This window comes from Citrobacter sp. C5_2, from assembly GCF_014596845.2.
Lineage (GTDB): Bacteria > Pseudomonadota > Gammaproteobacteria > Enterobacterales > Enterobacteriaceae > Citrobacter > Citrobacter werkmanii.
In genome coordinates, this window is sequence record NZ_CP115032.1 from 3061737 (window position 1) to 3078743 (window position 17007).

At 53.7% G+C, this 17007-nt stretch carries 15 protein-coding genes; 3 read left to right on the forward strand and 12 right to left on the reverse strand.

Going from position 1 to position 17007, the window contains the following annotated elements:
• Nucleotides 1-32: 32 nt before the first annotated feature.
• The 3 genes from plsX to yceD all read right to left on the reverse strand — a co-directional run bounded on the left by plsX (nucleotide 33) and on the right by yceD (nucleotide 1946).
• Nucleotides 33-1112 carry a phosphate acyltransferase PlsX gene (plsX, locus tag ICA20_RS15045; protein ID WP_071888123.1) on the reverse strand — a complete coding sequence of 360 codons (1080 nt, stop codon included), beginning with the start codon at nucleotides 1110-1112 and terminating at the stop codon, nucleotides 33-35.
• A gap of 122 nt (nucleotides 1113-1234) precedes the next feature.
• Complete coding sequence (gene rpmF / locus ICA20_RS15050; RefSeq protein ID WP_003036242.1) at nucleotides 1235-1408, reverse strand: 50S ribosomal protein L32; 174 nt, start codon at nucleotides 1406-1408, stop codon at nucleotides 1235-1237.
• 16 nt (nucleotides 1409-1424) lie between these two features.
• Nucleotides 1425-1946 (reverse strand): 23S rRNA accumulation protein YceD, encoded by a 522-nt coding sequence (gene yceD / locus ICA20_RS15055; RefSeq protein WP_003036239.1) that lies wholly within the window; start codon nucleotides 1944-1946, stop codon nucleotides 1425-1427.
• 197 nt (nucleotides 1947-2143) lie between these two features.
• Between yceD and ICA20_RS15060 the strand changes: the two genes are divergently transcribed.
• A complete protein-coding gene (locus ICA20_RS15060) occupies nucleotides 2144-2728 on the forward strand; it encodes a nucleoside triphosphate pyrophosphatase (RefSeq protein WP_038639734.1) in 585 nt (194 codons plus the stop codon).
• A gap of 82 nt (nucleotides 2729-2810) precedes the next feature.
• Here ICA20_RS15060 and rluC read toward each other — a convergent pair whose 3' ends face one another.
• Nucleotides 2811-3764 (reverse strand): 23S rRNA pseudouridine(955/2504/2580) synthase RluC, encoded by a 954-nt coding sequence (gene rluC / locus ICA20_RS15065; RefSeq protein ID WP_173781982.1) that lies wholly within the window; start codon nucleotides 3762-3764, stop codon nucleotides 2811-2813.
• A gap of 574 nt (nucleotides 3765-4338) precedes the next feature.
• Between rluC and rne the strand changes: the two genes are divergently transcribed.
• Nucleotides 4339-7575 carry a ribonuclease E gene (gene rne, locus ICA20_RS15070; RefSeq protein ID WP_038639727.1) on the forward strand — a complete coding sequence of 1079 codons (3237 nt, stop codon included), beginning with the start codon at nucleotides 4339-4341 and terminating at the stop codon, nucleotides 7573-7575.
• 40 nt (nucleotides 7576-7615) lie between these two features.
• On the opposite strand, the gene ICA20_RS15075 is transcribed toward rne, so the two are convergent.
• On the reverse strand, nucleotides 7616-8641 hold the full coding sequence (locus tag ICA20_RS15075) for a LysR family transcriptional regulator (protein ID WP_071888122.1): 1026 nt from the start codon (nucleotides 8639-8641) through the stop codon (nucleotides 7616-7618).
• Nucleotides 8642-8662: 21 nt separating this feature from the next.
• Here ICA20_RS15075 and ICA20_RS15080 point away from each other — a divergent pair, with 21 nt between their 5' ends.
• Complete coding sequence (locus ICA20_RS15080; RefSeq protein ID WP_038639721.1) at nucleotides 8663-9862, forward strand: MFS transporter; 1200 nt, start codon at nucleotides 8663-8665, stop codon at nucleotides 9860-9862.
• A 77-nt stretch (nucleotides 9863-9939) separates the two neighbouring features.
• Here ICA20_RS15080 and flgL read toward each other — a convergent pair whose 3' ends face one another.
• The 7 genes from flgL to ICA20_RS15115 form a co-directional block, all read right to left on the reverse strand.
• Nucleotides 9940-10893 carry a flagellar hook-associated protein FlgL gene (gene flgL, locus ICA20_RS15085; protein ID WP_038639718.1) on the reverse strand — a complete coding sequence of 318 codons (954 nt, stop codon included), beginning with the start codon at nucleotides 10891-10893 and terminating at the stop codon, nucleotides 9940-9942.
• 14 nt (nucleotides 10894-10907) lie between these two features.
• Nucleotides 10908-12572: a flagellar hook-associated protein FlgK gene (flgK, locus tag ICA20_RS15090; protein ID WP_038639715.1), complete on the reverse strand. Its 1665-nt coding sequence runs from the start codon at nucleotides 12570-12572 to the stop codon at nucleotides 10908-10910.
• Nucleotides 12573-12636: 64 nt separating this feature from the next.
• Complete coding sequence (gene flgJ, locus ICA20_RS15095) at nucleotides 12637-13587, reverse strand: flagellar assembly peptidoglycan hydrolase FlgJ (RefSeq protein WP_038639713.1); 951 nt, start codon at nucleotides 13585-13587, stop codon at nucleotides 12637-12639.
• Nucleotides 13587-14663, reverse strand: a complete 1077-nt coding sequence (locus ICA20_RS15100; protein WP_087857787.1) for a flagellar basal body P-ring protein FlgI — start codon at nucleotides 14661-14663, stop codon at nucleotides 13587-13589. The genes flgJ and ICA20_RS15100 overlap by 1 nt, the downstream gene beginning before the upstream one ends.
• A 33-nt stretch (nucleotides 14664-14696) precedes the next feature.
• Nucleotides 14697-15395 carry a flagellar basal body L-ring protein FlgH gene (flgH, locus tag ICA20_RS15105; RefSeq protein WP_038639707.1) on the reverse strand — a complete coding sequence of 233 codons (699 nt, stop codon included), beginning with the start codon at nucleotides 15393-15395 and terminating at the stop codon, nucleotides 14697-14699.
• 57 nt (nucleotides 15396-15452) lie between these two features.
• Nucleotides 15453-16235: a flagellar basal-body rod protein FlgG gene (gene flgG, locus ICA20_RS15110; RefSeq protein WP_006685087.1), complete on the reverse strand. Its 783-nt coding sequence runs from the start codon at nucleotides 16233-16235 to the stop codon at nucleotides 15453-15455.
• Between the two features lie 13 nt (nucleotides 16236-16248).
• A complete protein-coding gene (locus ICA20_RS15115) occupies nucleotides 16249-17004 on the reverse strand; it encodes a flagellar basal body rod protein FlgF (RefSeq protein WP_038639704.1) in 756 nt (251 codons plus the stop codon).
• Nucleotides 17005-17007 lie beyond the last annotated feature (3 nt).

Genomic DNA, 17007 nt, shown 5'->3' on the forward strand with positions numbered 1-17007 from the left:
CTGGTACGCTGACAGCTTTCACAAACGCGCTATTATCTGTGCGGTCGTGAGTTTACGCTTTCGCCACCGTCCAGCAGTTCGAATCCAGCTGGGTATACAGATTCCAGGCGAGCGGCAATTCGCTGAGGAACTTGTCGCTGCACCGCCTGCACTGCCTGTTCAATCGCGACCTCAAATGCTCGCTGATTAGCCGCACCATGACTCTTAATCACCGTGCCGCGCAATCCTAACAGACAGGCGCCATTATACTGGTCGGGGTTGAGGTGACTAAATCGCCTTGTCAGGCTTTTTTGTAACCAACGTTTTAATAAAAGCAGCCACCACGACCGTTTTTTGCCCTCACCCTGAGATTCCAGCAGTGAAAGGAACATTCTGACAACACCTTCCATCGTCTTTAATGTGACATTACCTGTAAAGCCGTCACAGACCAGTACATCAGTTTTGCCAGTCAGTAACTCATTGGCTTCAAGATAGCCTATATAGTTAATGGAAGGGATTGTTTTTAGCACCACAGAAGCATCCCGAATACTGTCGAGACCTTTCGTTTCTTCTTCGCCGATGTTGAGCAACGCAACGCGAGGATTAGCAATCCCAACGACTTCTTCTGCCAGCACGGAACCCATAACGGCAAATTGCACCAACATCGTGCTATCACAATCCACGTTGGCGCCTAAATCCAGCACCACCGTTTTACCCTTTTGCTGATGCGGTAACACCGTCACCAACGCAGGACGCTCAATACCCTCAAGGGGTTTGAGCAATAACTTCGCAAGTCCCATTAGCGCGCCGGTATTACCAGCACTCACACAGGCTTGCGCTCGACCTTCTTTCACGAGCTCCAGGGCAACACGCATTGAGCTTCCACGACTGGCGCGAATAGCCTGCGAGGGCCGGGCATCACTGGCAATAACTGACTGAGCAGGGACAATCTGCAGACGTGAACGTTGTTCGAAGTCAGCTTTGGCAAGTAATGGCGTGATTGTATCGGGATCCCCGACTAAAAGAAGTGTGAGTTGCGAATTAGAATTCAGTGCCTGCAATGCTGCAGGCACTGTCACGGTAGGGCCAAAATCTCCCCCCATGACATCTAACGCCAGGGTTAGATGTGTCAAGGTATCGTCGCTGCCCGGTTAGGTGTTTCCCCAGTTACCCGGGGAAAGCCTCACTAAGCTTCATCACGCGTGCGCTCTCTGTCTTTCTCACCGAAGCGGGAAATCCATTGAGTCATGCGTGATTACTTAGCGATTACCTTACGGCCACGGTAGAAACCGTCGGCAGTGATGTGGTGACGCAGGTGTTGTTCACCAGAAGTTTTGTCTACAGACAGGCTGGTGACTGCGGTCAGAGCGTCATGAGAACGACGCATGCCACGTTTGGAACGGGTTGGTTTATTCTGTTGTACGGCCATGGACCTTACTCCTCAATTACTTACGCTTTAAGCTGGCTAATACGGCAAATGGGTTTGGTTTTTGCGCTTCATCAGGCAATTCGCCAAAGACCATGTCCGCCTCGGACACTTCACAGTGTTCAGAATCATGCACCGGAACTACCGGCAAGGAGAGGATAATCTCATCTTCAACCATTGCAAGCAGATCGATTTCACCGAATTCGTTAACCTCAATCGGCTCATACGCTTCCGGGAGTGCTTCAGCCTGTTCGTCAGAACGGACAGGACTAAAACAATATGTTGTGTGAACATGAAGTGGGAACGGTTTCCCGCAACGCTGACATTCGAGCGTAACCGACACTTTCGCATCACCGGTTATCACGGCAAGGCGCTGGTTATCGATAGCGAACGACATGGAGCATTCCACATCACTGTCCACACTGACCACAGAATCGGCGACGCGCTCAACCAGATCAGAAGTATAGATACCTTCATAATCGAGGCGTTTTTGAGCCGTACGAACCGGATCAAGAGTCAGGGGTAATTTTACCTTTTGCATAGGGCGCGCATATTAACTTTGTAACGTCATATAGTCAAAGAAAAAGGCAGCCTGAGGTTGCCTTTTGCCAATAATTCGCACACATTGCGGGTCATCGACTTAAAATCGCTCAAGACAAGCCAATACAGCCAGCTTGTAGGACGAAGTCCATAGTTTAAAATGGCTCTCATCAATACGCTATATGCGAGGGGAAAAATATGCCTCAACTTATACTTGCCTCGACCTCTCCCTGGCGTCGCGCTTTACTTGAAAAACTGGCAATTCCGTTTGAATGCGCGGCTCCTGAGGTGGATGAAACGCCGTTACCCGGCGAAGCGCCACGCCATTTAGTCTCGCGACTGGCGCAACAAAAAGCGCAATCTCTCGCCCAACGTTATCCAGCGCATCTGATTATTGGCTCCGATCAAATTTGTGTTCTTGATGGTGAAATAACCGGCAAACCATTAACAGAAGAAAATGCGCGCCAACAATTACTCAAAGCCCGTGGCAATATTGTGACGTTTTACACCGGACTGGCGCTTTATAATTCAGCTACCGGACATTTACAAACTGAGGTCGAGCCGTTTGACGTTCATTTTCGGCATCTAAGCGAAACGGAAATTGATGATTACCTGCGCAAAGAACGCCCGCTACATTGTGCCGGCAGTTTTAAAAGTGAGGGGTTAGGTATTGCTCTCTTTGAGCGTCTCGAGGGTCGCGACCCCAATACGCTGATCGGCCTGCCGCTGATCGCATTGTGTCAAATGCTGCGCCGGGAAGAGATGAACCCGCTTAACGCCTAGTTAATCTACCTGATGGCGACGCGATGCGTCTTATCAGGCCTACGGCGCATAACGCGATTGCAGGCCTGATAAGCAACGCGCATCAGGCTTTGCTACGTAACACCTCAAGGCAGCGCTTCAACTGTTTATCCATCGGCGCTTCAACACGCATCACTTCGCCCGTCCCCGGATGGGTGAATTTCAACGCCGCGGCATGAAGGAACAGCCTGTTCAGTCCGGTATCCGCGAGTTGTTTATCGAACTCACGGTCGCCATAGCGATCGTCAAAGGCTATCGGATGCCCGGCATATTGGGTATGCACACGGATCTGGTGCGTGCGCCCTGTAACCGGGCTACAGCGCACAAGCGTGGCAAACGCATAGCGCTCTTCCACCTTAAAGCGTGTTTCCGACGGTTTGCCTTCCTGATCCACCCGCACGATACGCTCGCCGCTTTGCAAAATGTTCTTCAACAGCGGCGCCTGCACGGTTTTGACATGCGACTGCCACTGGCCTCTCACCAGCGCCAGGTAGTCTTTTTGCATCCCTTTTTCACGCAGCTGTTCATGCAATGAACGTAAGGCTGAGCGTTTTTTAGCAACCAGCAGCACACCGGAGGTATCGCGGTCCAGGCGATGCACCAGTTCGAGGAAACGCGCTTCCGGACGTAACGCGCGTAAACCTTCAATAACACCGAAGCTTAATCCGCTTCCGCCATGTACGGCCGTTCCTGAAGGTTTGTTAAGCACCAGAATATGATCATCTTCATATAAAATGACATCAGTCAGCGCCGCAACCTTCTGCAGATTTGGGGAAATAGTCTCTTCTTCACGTTCGGCGACACGCACAGGTGGAATACGCACAATGTCCCCATCTTCGAGTTTGTACTCGGGTTTAATGCGCTTTTTATTCACCCGCACTTCGCCTTTACGCAAAATGCGATAAATCATACTTTTCGGCACACCCTTAAGTTGAGTGCGTAAAAAGTTGTCGATGCGTTGCCCTGCTTCGTCGGCAGTGATAGCAACTGTTTTTACGGCTGGAGTCTCTGTTTTCATGGGGGCCGATTTTAAATAGCCATCAAGATTCGCGCCACACATTTTTCTATGCTTATATTAACTGCTATACCCTATTACTTAAGTTTGACATAACCGATTTGGTGGTTATTAAACCAATCACTACGCGGAAGTGAAAAAACTGTGAGTAACCGGGTGATAAATGGCAAAAGTCATCTTGCTATAACAAGGTTAGCAGTGGAATAATGAGGTTGTCTCCGTGTTGAATCTTGTTAAAACAAGACCTTTTCCGGAATGACCCAATTTTGCCCGACCGATCATCAACGCAGCAATGGCGTAAGACGTATTGATCTTTCAGGCAGTTAGCGGGCTGCGGGTTGCAGTCCTTACCGGTAATAAGGAAGCTTTTCTGGAGAGTAACACCCAGACTGTTCCCCTGATAATTGCGCTGTGTTTCCGTATGAAATACAGGCAACCGACACTCTGCGCCTCTTTGAGCTGACGATAACCGTGAGGTTGGCGACGCTAATAGACACGAGGCCATCGGTTCACACCCGGAAAGGCATTACTCTGCCCGCAGCTTAGTCGTCAATGTAAGAATAATGAGTAAGTTACGATGAAAAGAATGTTAATTAACGCGACTCAGCAGGAAGAGTTGCGTGTCGCCCTTGTAGATGGGCAACGTCTGTACGATCTGGATATCGAAAGTCCCGGACACGAACAGAAAAAAGCCAACATCTATAAAGGTAAAATTACCCGTATTGAACCGAGTCTGGAAGCTGCTTTTGTTGATTACGGCGCTGAACGTCACGGTTTCCTTCCGTTAAAAGAAATTGCCCGCGAATACTTCCCCGCTAACTACAACTCCCATGGTCGTCCCAACATTAAAGATGTGTTGCGTGAAGGTCAGGAAGTCATTGTTCAGATCGATAAAGAAGAACGCGGCAATAAAGGCGCTGCGCTGACCACCTTTATCAGCCTGGCGGGTAGTTATCTGGTTCTGATGCCGAACAACCCGCGCGCGGGCGGCATCTCCCGTCGTATTGAAGGCGACGACCGCACCGAATTAAAAGAAGCGCTGGCAAGCCTGGAACTGCCTGATGGTATGGGGCTTATTGTGCGTACCGCAGGTGTCGGCAAATCCGCCGAAGCGCTGCAATGGGACCTGAGCTTCCGCCTGAAACACTGGGAAGCCATTCAAAAAGCCGCCGACAGCCGCCCTGCTCCGTTCCTGATTCACCAGGAAAGCAACGTCATCGTCCGCGCATTCCGTGACTATTTACGTCAGGATATTGGCGAAATCCTCATTGATAACCCGAAAGTCATGGAGATGGCGCGTCAGCACATCGCCGCGCTGGGTCGTCCGGATTTCAGCAGCAAAATCAAACTGTACACCGGTGAAATCCCGCTGTTCAGCCACTATCAAATTGAATCTCAGATTGAGTCCGCGTTCCAGCGCGAAGTGCGTCTGCCGTCCGGCGGCTCCATCGTCATCGACAGCACTGAAGCCCTTACCGCTATCGATATCAACTCCGCCCGCGCGACCCGCGGCGGCGACATCGAAGAAACCGCATTCAACACCAACCTGGAAGCAGCCGATGAAATTGCACGTCAGCTGCGTCTGCGCGACCTCGGCGGCCTGATTGTCATCGACTTTATCGATATGACGCCGGTTCGCCACCAGCGTGCGGTTGAAAACCGCCTGCGTGAAGCCGTGCGTCAGGACCGAGCGCGTATTCAGATCAGCCATATTTCTCGCTTCGGCCTGCTGGAGATGTCCCGCCAGCGTCTGAGCCCGTCGCTGGGTGAGTCCAGCCATCACGTCTGCCCGCGCTGCTCCGGCACCGGTACCGTGCGTGATAACGAATCTCTGTCGCTGTCTATTCTGCGTCTGATTGAAGAAGAAGCGCTGAAAGAGAATACCCAGGAAGTTCACGCTATCGTTCCTGTGCCAATTGCCTCTTATCTGCTCAACGAAAAGCGTACTGCGGTCAACGCTATTGAGACGCGTCAGAATGGCGTGCGCTGTGTAATCGTGCCAAACGATCAGATGGAAACCCCGCACTATTCCGTGCTGCGCGTCCGCAAAGGCGAAGAAACGCCAACCCTGAGCTACTTGCTGCCGAAGCTGCACGAAGAAGCAATGGAACTGCCGTCAGAACAAGAGTATGTCGAGCGTAAACAGCCAGAGCAACCGGCACTCGCGACCTTTGCTATGCCAGACGTGCCGCCAGCACCAACCGTGCAAGAACCCGCTGTTAAAGCCGTTGCGCCTAAAGCTGCTGCCGCCACCGCAGCAACAGCCTCTCAGCCTGGTTTGATTAGCCGTTTCTTCAGCGCACTGAAGTCTATCTTCGGCGGTAACGAAGAAGCGAAGCCGGTTGAACAACCTGTACCGAAAGCTGAAGAGAAGACGGAACGTCAGCAGGACCGCCGTAAACCACGTCAAAATAATCGTCGCGATCGTAACGATCGTCGTGATAACCGCGATAACCGTGGCGATCGTGACAACCGTAACGAACGTGCGGAAAACGGCGAAAACCGCGATGACAATCGTCGTAACCGTCGTCAGGCCCAGCAGCAAAATGCGGAAGCGCGCGATAATCGCCAGCAATCCAGTGATGTCGCTGACAAAGCGAAATCAGGTGATGAGCAGCAGACCCCGCGTCGTGAGCGCAACCGTCGCCGCAACGATGACAAGCGTCAGGCGCAGCAGGAAGTTAAAGAGCTGAACCTGGCTGAACAGCAAGCGCAGGATACCGAGCAGGAAGAGCGCGTACGTCAGCCTCAGACCCGTCGTAAACAGCGTCAGTTGAACCAGAAAGTGCGTTATACAGACAGCACGGCGGTTGAAGCCGAAGTGGCAACTACCGCTGCGGCAGCTGAGGTCGTTGTCGCTCAACCCGTTGAGCAGTCCGTACCGACTCCGCGTACCGAACTGGCGAAAGTTGATCTGCCAGCCGTTGTCGCACCTGAGCAGGAAGACAACAGCGAAGCGCGTGACTCCAACGGTATGCCACGTCGTTCCCGCCGTTCCCCTCGCCATCTGCGCGTAAGTGGACAGCGTCGTCGTCGTTATCGTGACGAGCGTTATCCGGCTCAGTCGCCAATGCCGCTGACCGTCGCCTGTGCTTCTCCTGAATTGGCGTCCGGTAAAGTATGGATCAGCTACCCTGTCGTTCGTCCGCAGGATCAGCAGGTTGCAGAACAACGCGAGCAGGAAATTCACCAGGAGCAAACTGCCTCTGTCGCAGTAGAGCCTCAGGTTGCTGCGGCTGCCGTTGAGCACATTGCGGACACTCCTGCGCCGGTTGAAGCCGTGCAGCCAGAGGACGTTGTAGCGGAACCTCAGATTGCCATTGTTGAAACCACGCATCCGGAAGTCATTGCGACCCCGGTTGAAGAACAACCGCAAATTATCGCTGAATCTGACGCACCTGTAGCTGAAGAGATCGCCGCTGAAGCTCAACCGGTCGCTGAAACCCCGGCTGAAGAGCCTGCGGAAATCGTTGTCTCCCGGCCGGAGGTGGTTGAAGAAGTCGCACAAGTCGCGCAAGCAGCACCTGTTGTGGAAGAAGTCGCTGCGCCGCAGGAAGTTGTTGCTGCGCCGGTTGTAGAAGCTGAAGTCGTTAAGTCTGACGTTGTCGCAACAAGCGTTGACGCCGAGCACCTTCACAGCCATGCGACTGCGCCGATGACCCGCGCTCCCGCGCCGGATTATGTGCCAGAAGCGCCGCGTCATAGCGACTGGCAGCGCCCGCCATTCACCTTTGAAGGCAAAGGCGCCGCCGGTGGACACAGCGCCACGCATCAGGCCACTGCGCCGGCAACACGCCCGCAGCCGGTTGAATAAGTCATAATCAACATCAAAGCCGACCTTAGGGTCGGCTTTTTTATATCGGCTCGACGCGTTTCATCCCGGTTAATTGTGGCATCACATCCTTCATTAACGCTAAAAATTTGCGCAACCGTGTCGGATAGTAACGCGCCCATGGATAAACCAGATGCACCGGCAACGAGGCTGCCCGCCACTCGGGTAGCAGCATAACTAAACGTCCGTTGGCGATATCTTCTTCAACCATCCAGCTTGAAACAATCGTCACCCCCAGCCCCGCCAGCGCGGCATTTCTTGCCACATAAATACTGTCAGTACTTAATCTGGGTGAAATAGTCAGCGTGACAGGTTCATTGCGCGCCTGGTGTAGCAACGAAACGCTATGCTGAAAAAACGTGTTCACTGCAATCCACGGCAGCACGGATAACTGCTCAGGGTGCGAAATTTCGCCATATTGCTCCAGCAATACAGGACTCGCCACCATGCTACGCGGAACTTCAGCCAGTAAAACGGAAACCGTGGCCGGATCGACTTCCGCGCCAACCCGAATCGCGCAATCAATATTATCGCTCAGGAAATCAACGGTTTTGTCGTTAAGCATCCACTCCACCGATAACTGTGGATAGCGGGAAAGAAACTGCAACAGCGGCTCAAGGAGCTGTTGCTGTCCAAACGCATGCGGCGCCCGTACGCGCAACGTCCCCACCGGTTCATCTTCCGTGACATTAAGTCCATCTTCCAGCGCCAGCCAGGCATCGATGATATTTTTGGCGTGCTGGTATCCGCGCTCTCCATCGTCGGTTAATTTCATCGCATGCGTGGTACGCATGATCAGTTTCACACCCAGCAGAGTTTCCAGGGATTGCAACCGTCGGCTTACCGTCGCTTGCGTTGTCCCCATCTGTTTTGCCGCTGCCGAAAGCGATCCTGCTTCAACGATACGCACAAACGTGCGCATCAATTCCACCCTATCTATACGTTCAGTTTTTATCATTACCAGTTTCTTCATACGCCTGACGTATAACTGTTTTACCACTGCGCTCGCTACCGCACCACCCGCAGAAGGATAAAAATAGCCGCACATCCTGTGATTGAGGAATCATTTGTGAACACACACACCGCACTTTCCCGTTGGGTCATTTTCGTTCTGGCGTTAGGAGCCGGATTCAGCGTTGCCGCTATCTACTATGCCCAGCCCCTTCTGCCTTTAATGGGTCAGGATCTGGACTTAAGTATTACTGGCATGGGATTGGTTCCGACGCTGACCCAGGCGGGATACGCGCTGGGTATTTTGTTTTTATTGCCATTGGGCGATCGTTATGACCGCCGGACATTAATCCTGCTGAAAAGTATCTCTCTTGCCGTACTGCTTCTGGCATGCAGCTTTACCGGGCAGTTACATTCACTGCTAATAGTGAGCCTGTTGATGGGCATGGCGGCAACAATGGCGCAGGATATCGTTCCCGCGGCGGCTATTCTGGCGCCGGAAGGCAAACAGGGAAAAACGGTGGGCACGGTGATGACAGGCCTGCTGTTGGGGATTTTGCTCTCGCGTACCGTTAGCGGACTGGTGGGTGAAGCGTTTGGCTGGCGTGAGATGTACCAACTTGCCGCCGCCAGTATTGCCATGATTACCGTAATTATGTGGAAGGTACTGCCTCGTTTTACGGCCCATTCTACGCTGAGCTACCCGTCATTGATGCTCTCTATGGCGCAGCTCTGGCAACGGTATCCCGCATTGCGCCGCGCGGCGCTGGCACAGGGCTTTCTGTCCATAGCCTTCAGCGCTTTCTGGTCCACGCTGGCGGTGATGTTATCTGAACATTATCACATGGGTAGCGCGATGGCGGGCGCGTTTGGTATCGCGGGAGCCGCCGGTGCGCTTGCCGCGCCGTTGGCGGGTCATCTGGCCGATAAAGTGGGCGCAGCAAAAGTGACGCAGTTAGGTGCTTTGCTGGTAACCGTCTCTTTCGCACTGATGTTCTTGTTACCCGCCCTGCCAGTACAGGGGCAGTGGTTGCTGATTGCTGTTTCGGCGGTCGGTTTTGATCTCGGATTGCAATCCAGCCTGGTTGCCCACCAGAACCTGGTTTATGGCCTGGAGCCTCAGGCCCGGGGCCGTCTGAATGCGCTGCTGTTTACTATGGTGTTCATTGGTATGGCGCTGGGTTCCGTTCTCGGGAGTCAGGTCTATGCGCTGGCAAACTGGGAAGGTGTGGTGACGCTGGCAACCATCAGCGGTGCGCTTGCGCTGGTAATAAGGCTGACGGGAAATCTGTCGCTTAGCAAAACAACGGTAGCCTAAAAAAATGCCCGCTCCTGGGTGTTAAGGGAGCGGGCAGACAAACATACCCAGTTTCAAGATATGTTCAAAAAAAGTTATTACCGATTAAGCTGGAACAACGACATTCCCTGCATATCGGTAAATGCTTTATAAGAGGCCTGAAGTGCGGCCTGTTGCATGACGTAGGACGAAATCGCCGCATTCCAGTCGACATCCACCAGGTTGCTCATCTGTTGGGTTTGGCCTAACGCACGATCGGCTCCCAGTGAATCCAGTGAGCTCAGTTCACTCAGTTGGGTACCCAATTCTGCGCGAACGGAAAGCACGTTATTCAGTGAGTTTTTCAAGCCACGATTGGTTTTATCGATAGCTGCTGCGGCCTTATCCTTTGCCACATCATCACCCGCAATAGGAATTTTTAGCTCTGCAATCGCGCTATCCAGCATTTTGAACAGGTTCTTTTCCTGGGTGCTACCCGGTGGTTCCGGTACGGCGTTGCTGGTCAGGCTGGCGAAGATTTTGTCGCCCGTGTGACCAATAACCATAGTACGGGAAGCATCAACCTGCTGGGTCACATTTGTTGTTCCACCGCTATAGGAACCATCAGCCTGGGCAAACGGGGCCGATTCGGTTTTATATCCGCCAAAAATGTAGCGCCCATTACCGTCGGTGCTGTTCGCCAGGTTCATCAGTTGATCGCGGATACCCTGCAAATCAGTGGCCAACGATGCACGGTCATCATCACTTAATGTACCGTTACCGGCATAAACAATTTTCTCCTGCGCAGCCTGAATAGCCGTTGTTACCTGGCTCAATACGTTCTCTTCCAGCGAGACTTTCTGCGTCGCGAAGGTGCGCGCCAGCGTGTACTGGCTGTTCTGCGCCTGAGCCTGAGAAAGCACTACGGCCTGCGACGCGGCAATCGGATCGTCAGACGGGCTGATCACGCGTTTGCCGGTCGACATCTGCTCGCCGAACTTCATCCATTCAGCCTGAGAGTTAGTGATGCCACGCATATTCTGCTGGTACATCATCTGGGTGCTGATACGCATTGTGTCCCTCTCCCTTAGCGAATATTAATCAATGCATCAAACAGCGCATTCGCAGTTTGCAATACCTGTGCGTTAGCCAGGTAATACTGCTGATAACGCTGCAAATTACCGTATTCTTCGTCGAGGTTTACCCCGGAAATCGACTGCTGCTGGTTATAAAGCTGCTTGACCACATTGTTTTGCGTGGTACTGCTGGTTTTCAGCGTCGCCGTTTTGTTGCCCACGTCACTCACCAGGGTGGCGTAAGCGTCATTAAAGGTTTTATTACCAACAGTTGCCTTGGTTTGCAGATCCAGCAGTTTCTGACCGTTACGGTTATCGCTTGCACCTGTATCTGCAGCAGGATCAGTGTTTTTCTCTGACGCCATGGCGATTTTCGACTCGTCTGTCACCATGACTTTCATATCAACGATGGCGTTGCTCACGGGTTTCAGAATAAAGCTGTCGTTATCGTTAGCGCCGGTTGGATTAGCCTTAACCGTTACCTTCAGACCATCAATATCCAGTTTACCGTTCGCATCAGGTTTAGCTTCAAACGTGGTGTTATCGGCCAGACGCGTCACCTGCCATTTGCCGCCGCTAAACACAACTTTATAGTCGGTAGCCTGCACTTTCGAACTGTCATCAACTTCAGCACTTAATTCTGCTTTACCGGTATTTTTAGCGTTACTCAGTACGGACGGGCTGCCGATAGCAAAGAAATCTTTACCCGCATCGCCGTTAGCATCAAAACCTTCTTTATGCTGGGTGTTAAACGCATCGGCAAACGCCAGCGCCAGTTGGCCCAGCGTGTTACGCGTTTGATCCAGTTCCTGCGAACGGAAGGTGAGCAGTCCACCCAATGAACCGGTATTCAGCAGTTTCTCAGGGATCTCAACCGCTCCGGCAACGCCATCCACATACGCAACGGTTGTACGCGAAGGATCGTCACTGGAAGGCACTGCCGCCAGTTGGCGCGCATTGCTGCCCTGCACCAATGAATAACCGTTCGCCATGGTTACGTTGTAAGTGCCGCCGTCCTGAACGCTGACTTCCACGCCGACAAGCTGGTTCAGTTCACTGACCAGTTGGTCGCGCTGATCGAGCAGATCGTTAGGGGATGCCCCCGCCCCAACACCGGTCAGACGAGAAATCTGGTCGTTAAGGCTGGCGATTTGTTTCGAGTAGTTGTTGATCTGATCGACGCTGGCTTTGATAGCGGTATTAACCTGCTTATCCTGATCGCGCAGATACTGATCGGTCGTTTTAAACTGATTCACCAAACCGTCAGCTTTACCGATCAGCGCCTGGCGTGCCGCCGGATCTTCGGCGTTACTGACCAGCGTTTGCAGACTGGTAAAAAAGTCCTGCATTGAGGTCGAAATCGAACTGGTTTTGCTGGACAGCAGGTTGTCGATTTTCGACATTTGCTCATAACGGGTCGTCAGACCGCTGCTCTGGTTTTGCGCTGCCCGCAGCTGATTGGTGATAAACGAGTCATACTCGCGCTGCACGCCAGAAACATAGACGCCATTGCCTACCCAGCCCCCCGCACCCAGCGTGCTGTTCGCTTGCGCCATAATTGTCGTTTGTCGGGTATATCCGGCGACGTTATAGCTGGAGATGTTATTACTGGCAGTGTTCAACGCGGCCTGCGCTGCGCTGAGTCCACTCATCGCGTTATTAATCAAGCTGGACATGGAGGTTCCTTGTAATCCTTCAATACTCGTTATTATCGGCAGCAGGTCGGTAGACTTGAGCTATTTAAAAGAGATTATCGATGTTCGTACTGTAGGTTTTGCTCACCTTTTCACTCATCGATTTCAACTGCTGGATCATGCTGGTTAATTTCCGCGCATAGTTAGGGTCGGTAGCGTAACCGGCATTTTGCAGGGCCTGCGCGCCCTGCTCAGCGGTTGCAGCTGCGGTCACCGCCGCATAGCGCGGGTTACGGGAAATCAGTCCGACATAATCCGACAGCGCCTCAAGGTAAGAGCTATAGACGCGGAATCTGGCTTTCACCTTTTTCGCCTCGCCGTTTTCATATTCGGTTGTGGTGATTTCGGTCGTTGGTCCCTTCCAGCCTCCCGAAGCCTTCACGCCAAAAATGTTGAAGCTCGGTTCGCCGTTTTCCCGGCGAATTTGCCGCTGGCCCCATCCGGACTCCAGCGCCGCCTGCGCCAGAATCAGATGATGCGGAACGCCGCTTTGCTGACTCGCCAGTTTTGCCGGCAGCGACAGCTGGGCGAGGAAGTCTTTACTGTCGCCCGACAGCGGCTCATCATTACTTTCCGTCGTCCTCGGGATGGCTTTGCGCACCAGTTGCGTCAGCGCCTGGTTTTGATAGCTGGTCACCGTTTCCAGCGGAAACTTCATCGGTACCTGTGGCGCATCATCAGCAGGTTGCACTTGTCCTTGCGTCATCTGCTTAACCATCATTTCAGCCAGTCCCAGACCTTTGCCTGCGGTCATCTGCTGCGCAATTTGTTGGTCATACATGCTGGTATACAAACGCGTTGAATCGCTGCTAAACACGCCGTCTTTCGGCAACGCTTCACGCATGCTTTTCAGCATCATCTGCACGAACATCCCTTCAACCTGACGGGCCACGGGGCGAATATTCGCCGCCGGATCCTGACCCGCTTTCGCTTTCAGTTCGTTCAGTGCTTGCGCATCCCAGGCGGCGCTGGTCAGCAGTTTGCTGTCGCCAATCATCAGATGATTTCCAGTTTGGCGCGTAAGCAACCCGCGCTCTGCATCGATTGCAGAATGGACATCAGATCCATCGGCGTCGCCCCCAGCGCATTCAGCGCGCGCACGACGTTGTTCAGATTGGCGCTGGAACGTACGCTTTGCAGCGAGCCGCCGCTCTGGCGCAGATCGATCTGCGTTTGTGGCGTCACTACGGTCTGTCCGCCGCCAAACGGCGTATCCGGCTGGCTGACGTTTGCCTGGCGGTTTACCGTAATCGACAAGTTACCCTGCGCCACGGCACAGCTATCCAGCGTGACTTCACGGTTCATGACTACAGATCCCGTACGCGAGTTGATAATGACCTTCGCGTCCTGCGGCGTGACGTTCACCTCCATATTCTGGATATCGGCAAGGAAGCGTACCTGTGAACTGTTGCCGCTTGGCACACGCACTTGTATGGTCCGGGCATCCAGCGCCGTCGCGCTGCCAAAGCCACGCGAGCGGTTAATGGTGTCGGTAATCTGCTGCGCCATAGTGAAATCTTCATTATTGAGCTGCAGATTAATAGTGTTGCCGCCGCCGAACTGGCTGGGCAACTCACGTTCGATGGTCGCGCCGTTGGTGATGCGTCCGCCATTGAGCTGGTTAACTTGCACGCTACTGCCCCCCGCAGCCGCGCCCGCACCGCCAACCAGAATATTCCCCTGCGCCAAGGCATATACCTGGCTATCGACCCCTTTCAGCGGAGTCATCAGCAGCGTTCCGCCGCGCAGGCTTTTGGCGTTCCCCATGGAAGAGACCACCACGTCAATGGTTTGCCCCTGGCGACCAAAAGCCGGGAACTGCGCGGTAACCATCACCGCCGCCACGTTTTTCAGCTGCATATTGGTGCCGGTTGGTACGGTGATCCCCAACTGCGACAGCATGTTATTGAGCGTTTGCGTCGTAAACGGCGTCTGTGTGGTCTGGTCACCGGTACCATCCAGCCCGACCACCAGCCCGTAACCTATCAACGAGTTTTCCCGCACGCCCTGCACGCTGGTCAGGTCACGAATACGGTCGGCATGCGCAAAGGCGGTTGCCAGTACCAGTACCATTCCAACAAGAGATTTAAACACCGGGTACCTCGCTTACATCGGCGACAAGTTAAGGAAGAAACGCTGTAACCAGCCCATATTTTGCGCTTCATTGATGTAGCCGTTGCCGACGTACTCAATACGCGCATCCGCAACCTGAGTTGACGGTACGGAGTTGCTGCCACTGATGGTGCGCGGGTTAACGACCCCGGAGAAGCGAATGAACTCAGTGCCCTGATTAATGGCGATCTGTTTTTCACCCACGACATGTAAATTGCCATTCACCAGGACCTGATCCACCGTTACGGTCAACGTACCGCTGAAGGTATTGCTGGCGTTCGCGCCGCCTTTACCGTTAAAGGTGTTCCCACCGGAGGCTTCTACGTCGGCACGTTCGTTACCAAACAGCCCTTGCAGGTAGCGCGGTACGGTATCAAAACCAAAGTTGGTCTTGCCGTCGCGACTGGCGTTTGCCGAGGAGCTTTTGCTCGCGCTGACGTTTTCCTGCAATACGATGGTCAGCGTATCGCCAATATTGCGCGGACGGCGGTCTTCGAAGAGCGGCTGATAACCGTAGTTAATCGGCTGCGCCGACTGGAAGATTGAGCCATTCGCCACCGGCGTCGGGCCTGGAACCGGTTGAGCCGACGTCGCGCCCTGCACGAGCGGCGTGGCTGGGATCCAGGCGCACCCTGTCAGTGAAACCACCAGCAGAGTTAAAATTGGGTATGGGTGAAGCGCGTATTTTCGCATTGCGGTCATCTTCAAAATCAGTGTGCCGGTGAGGTTCTCACCCCACCGGACTCCACTTTAGAGTTGCGTCAGTTTTTGCAGCATCTGATCGGTGGTCGATACCGCTTTACTGTTGATTTCGTAAGCGCGCTGAACCTGGATCATGTTTACCAGTTCTTCCGCCACATTGACGTTAGAGGTTTCAACATAACCCTGGTACAACAGACCCGCGCCATTCAGCCCCGGCGTGCTCTCATTCGGCGCGCCGGATGACTGCGTTTCGGTGTACAGATTCTCACCAATACTTTCCAGGCCGGTGTCGTTCATAAAGGTGGTCAGGTTAAGCTGCCCGACCTGAACAGGCGCAGCCTGACCCTGTTGGGTCACACTGACAATACCGTCACGTCCAATGGTGATGCTGAGCGCGTTAGCCGGTATGGTGATGGCAGGCTGAACCTGAAAACCACCCGCCGTCACTAACTGACCGTTCTGATCCACCTGGAAAGAACCGTCACGGGTATAAGCTGACGTACCATCAGGCAGCATGACCTGGAAAAAGCCCTGGCCTTTAATCGCCACATCTTTACTGTTATTGGTTTGCGACAGGTTCCCCTGGCTGTGTAAACGCTCGGTTGCCACCGGACGCACACCGGTACCAATCTGCAAACCGGACGGCAGTGTGGTTTGTTCAGAAGACTGGGCGCCAGGCTGGCGAATCGTCTGATACAACAGATCTTCAAACACCGCACGTTGGCGCTTAAATCCGTTGGTGCTGACGTTTGCCAGGTTGTTGGCAATCACATCCATGTTGGTTTGCTGCGCATCCAGGCCGGTTTTGGCGATCCATAATGAACTGATCATAAAATGTCCTGTGTTAACTCATCGACAGCAGTTGGTTAGCGCGGCCCGCGTTATCATCCACGCTACTGATAATCTTCATCTGCATTTCAAAGCGGCGGGCGTTGGCAATCATGTCGCTCATCGCGGCAACCGGCTTGACGTTACTACCTTCCAGCACGCCCGACATAACGCGGATGCTCGGATCGGCCTGTAACGTCGCGCCACGGGTAGCCTGCGCGGCCTGGGTCAGACGAAACATACCGTCATCACCACGTTGCACTTCATTCCCCGTCGCCTTCACCAGTTTCAGACGCCCAACGGGCGCAACCGTATTAGCCGGATCGCCTGGGTTAAGCGCCGAGATCGTCCCGTCAGCCGCAATGGTGACTTCGGAACCTTCCGGTACGGCTATCGGCCCGGCTTCACCGATTACCGGATGCCCCTGAATAGTGAGTTCACCCGTAGGGCTTACCTGAATGGCGCCATTACGGGTATATCCTTCGCTACCGTCTGCGGTCTGGACAGCCAACCAGCCGTCCTGTTGCAACGCCACGTCCAGCGGGCGTGAGGTATAGTCCATCTGGCCCGGCGTCATGTCGGCCCCCGGCGTGGAGGCCACCACCAGCGTACGCGTCGGTAAAGACAAACCTTCAACGGGAACCGCACGCAGCGCATTAAGCTGCGCACGAAAGCCCGGCGTGGAGGCGTTTGCCAGGTTGCTGGCCGTCACCGCCTGTTGATTCAGCGTCTGACTGGCCGCGCCCATAGCGGTATAAATTGCGTGATCCATTAA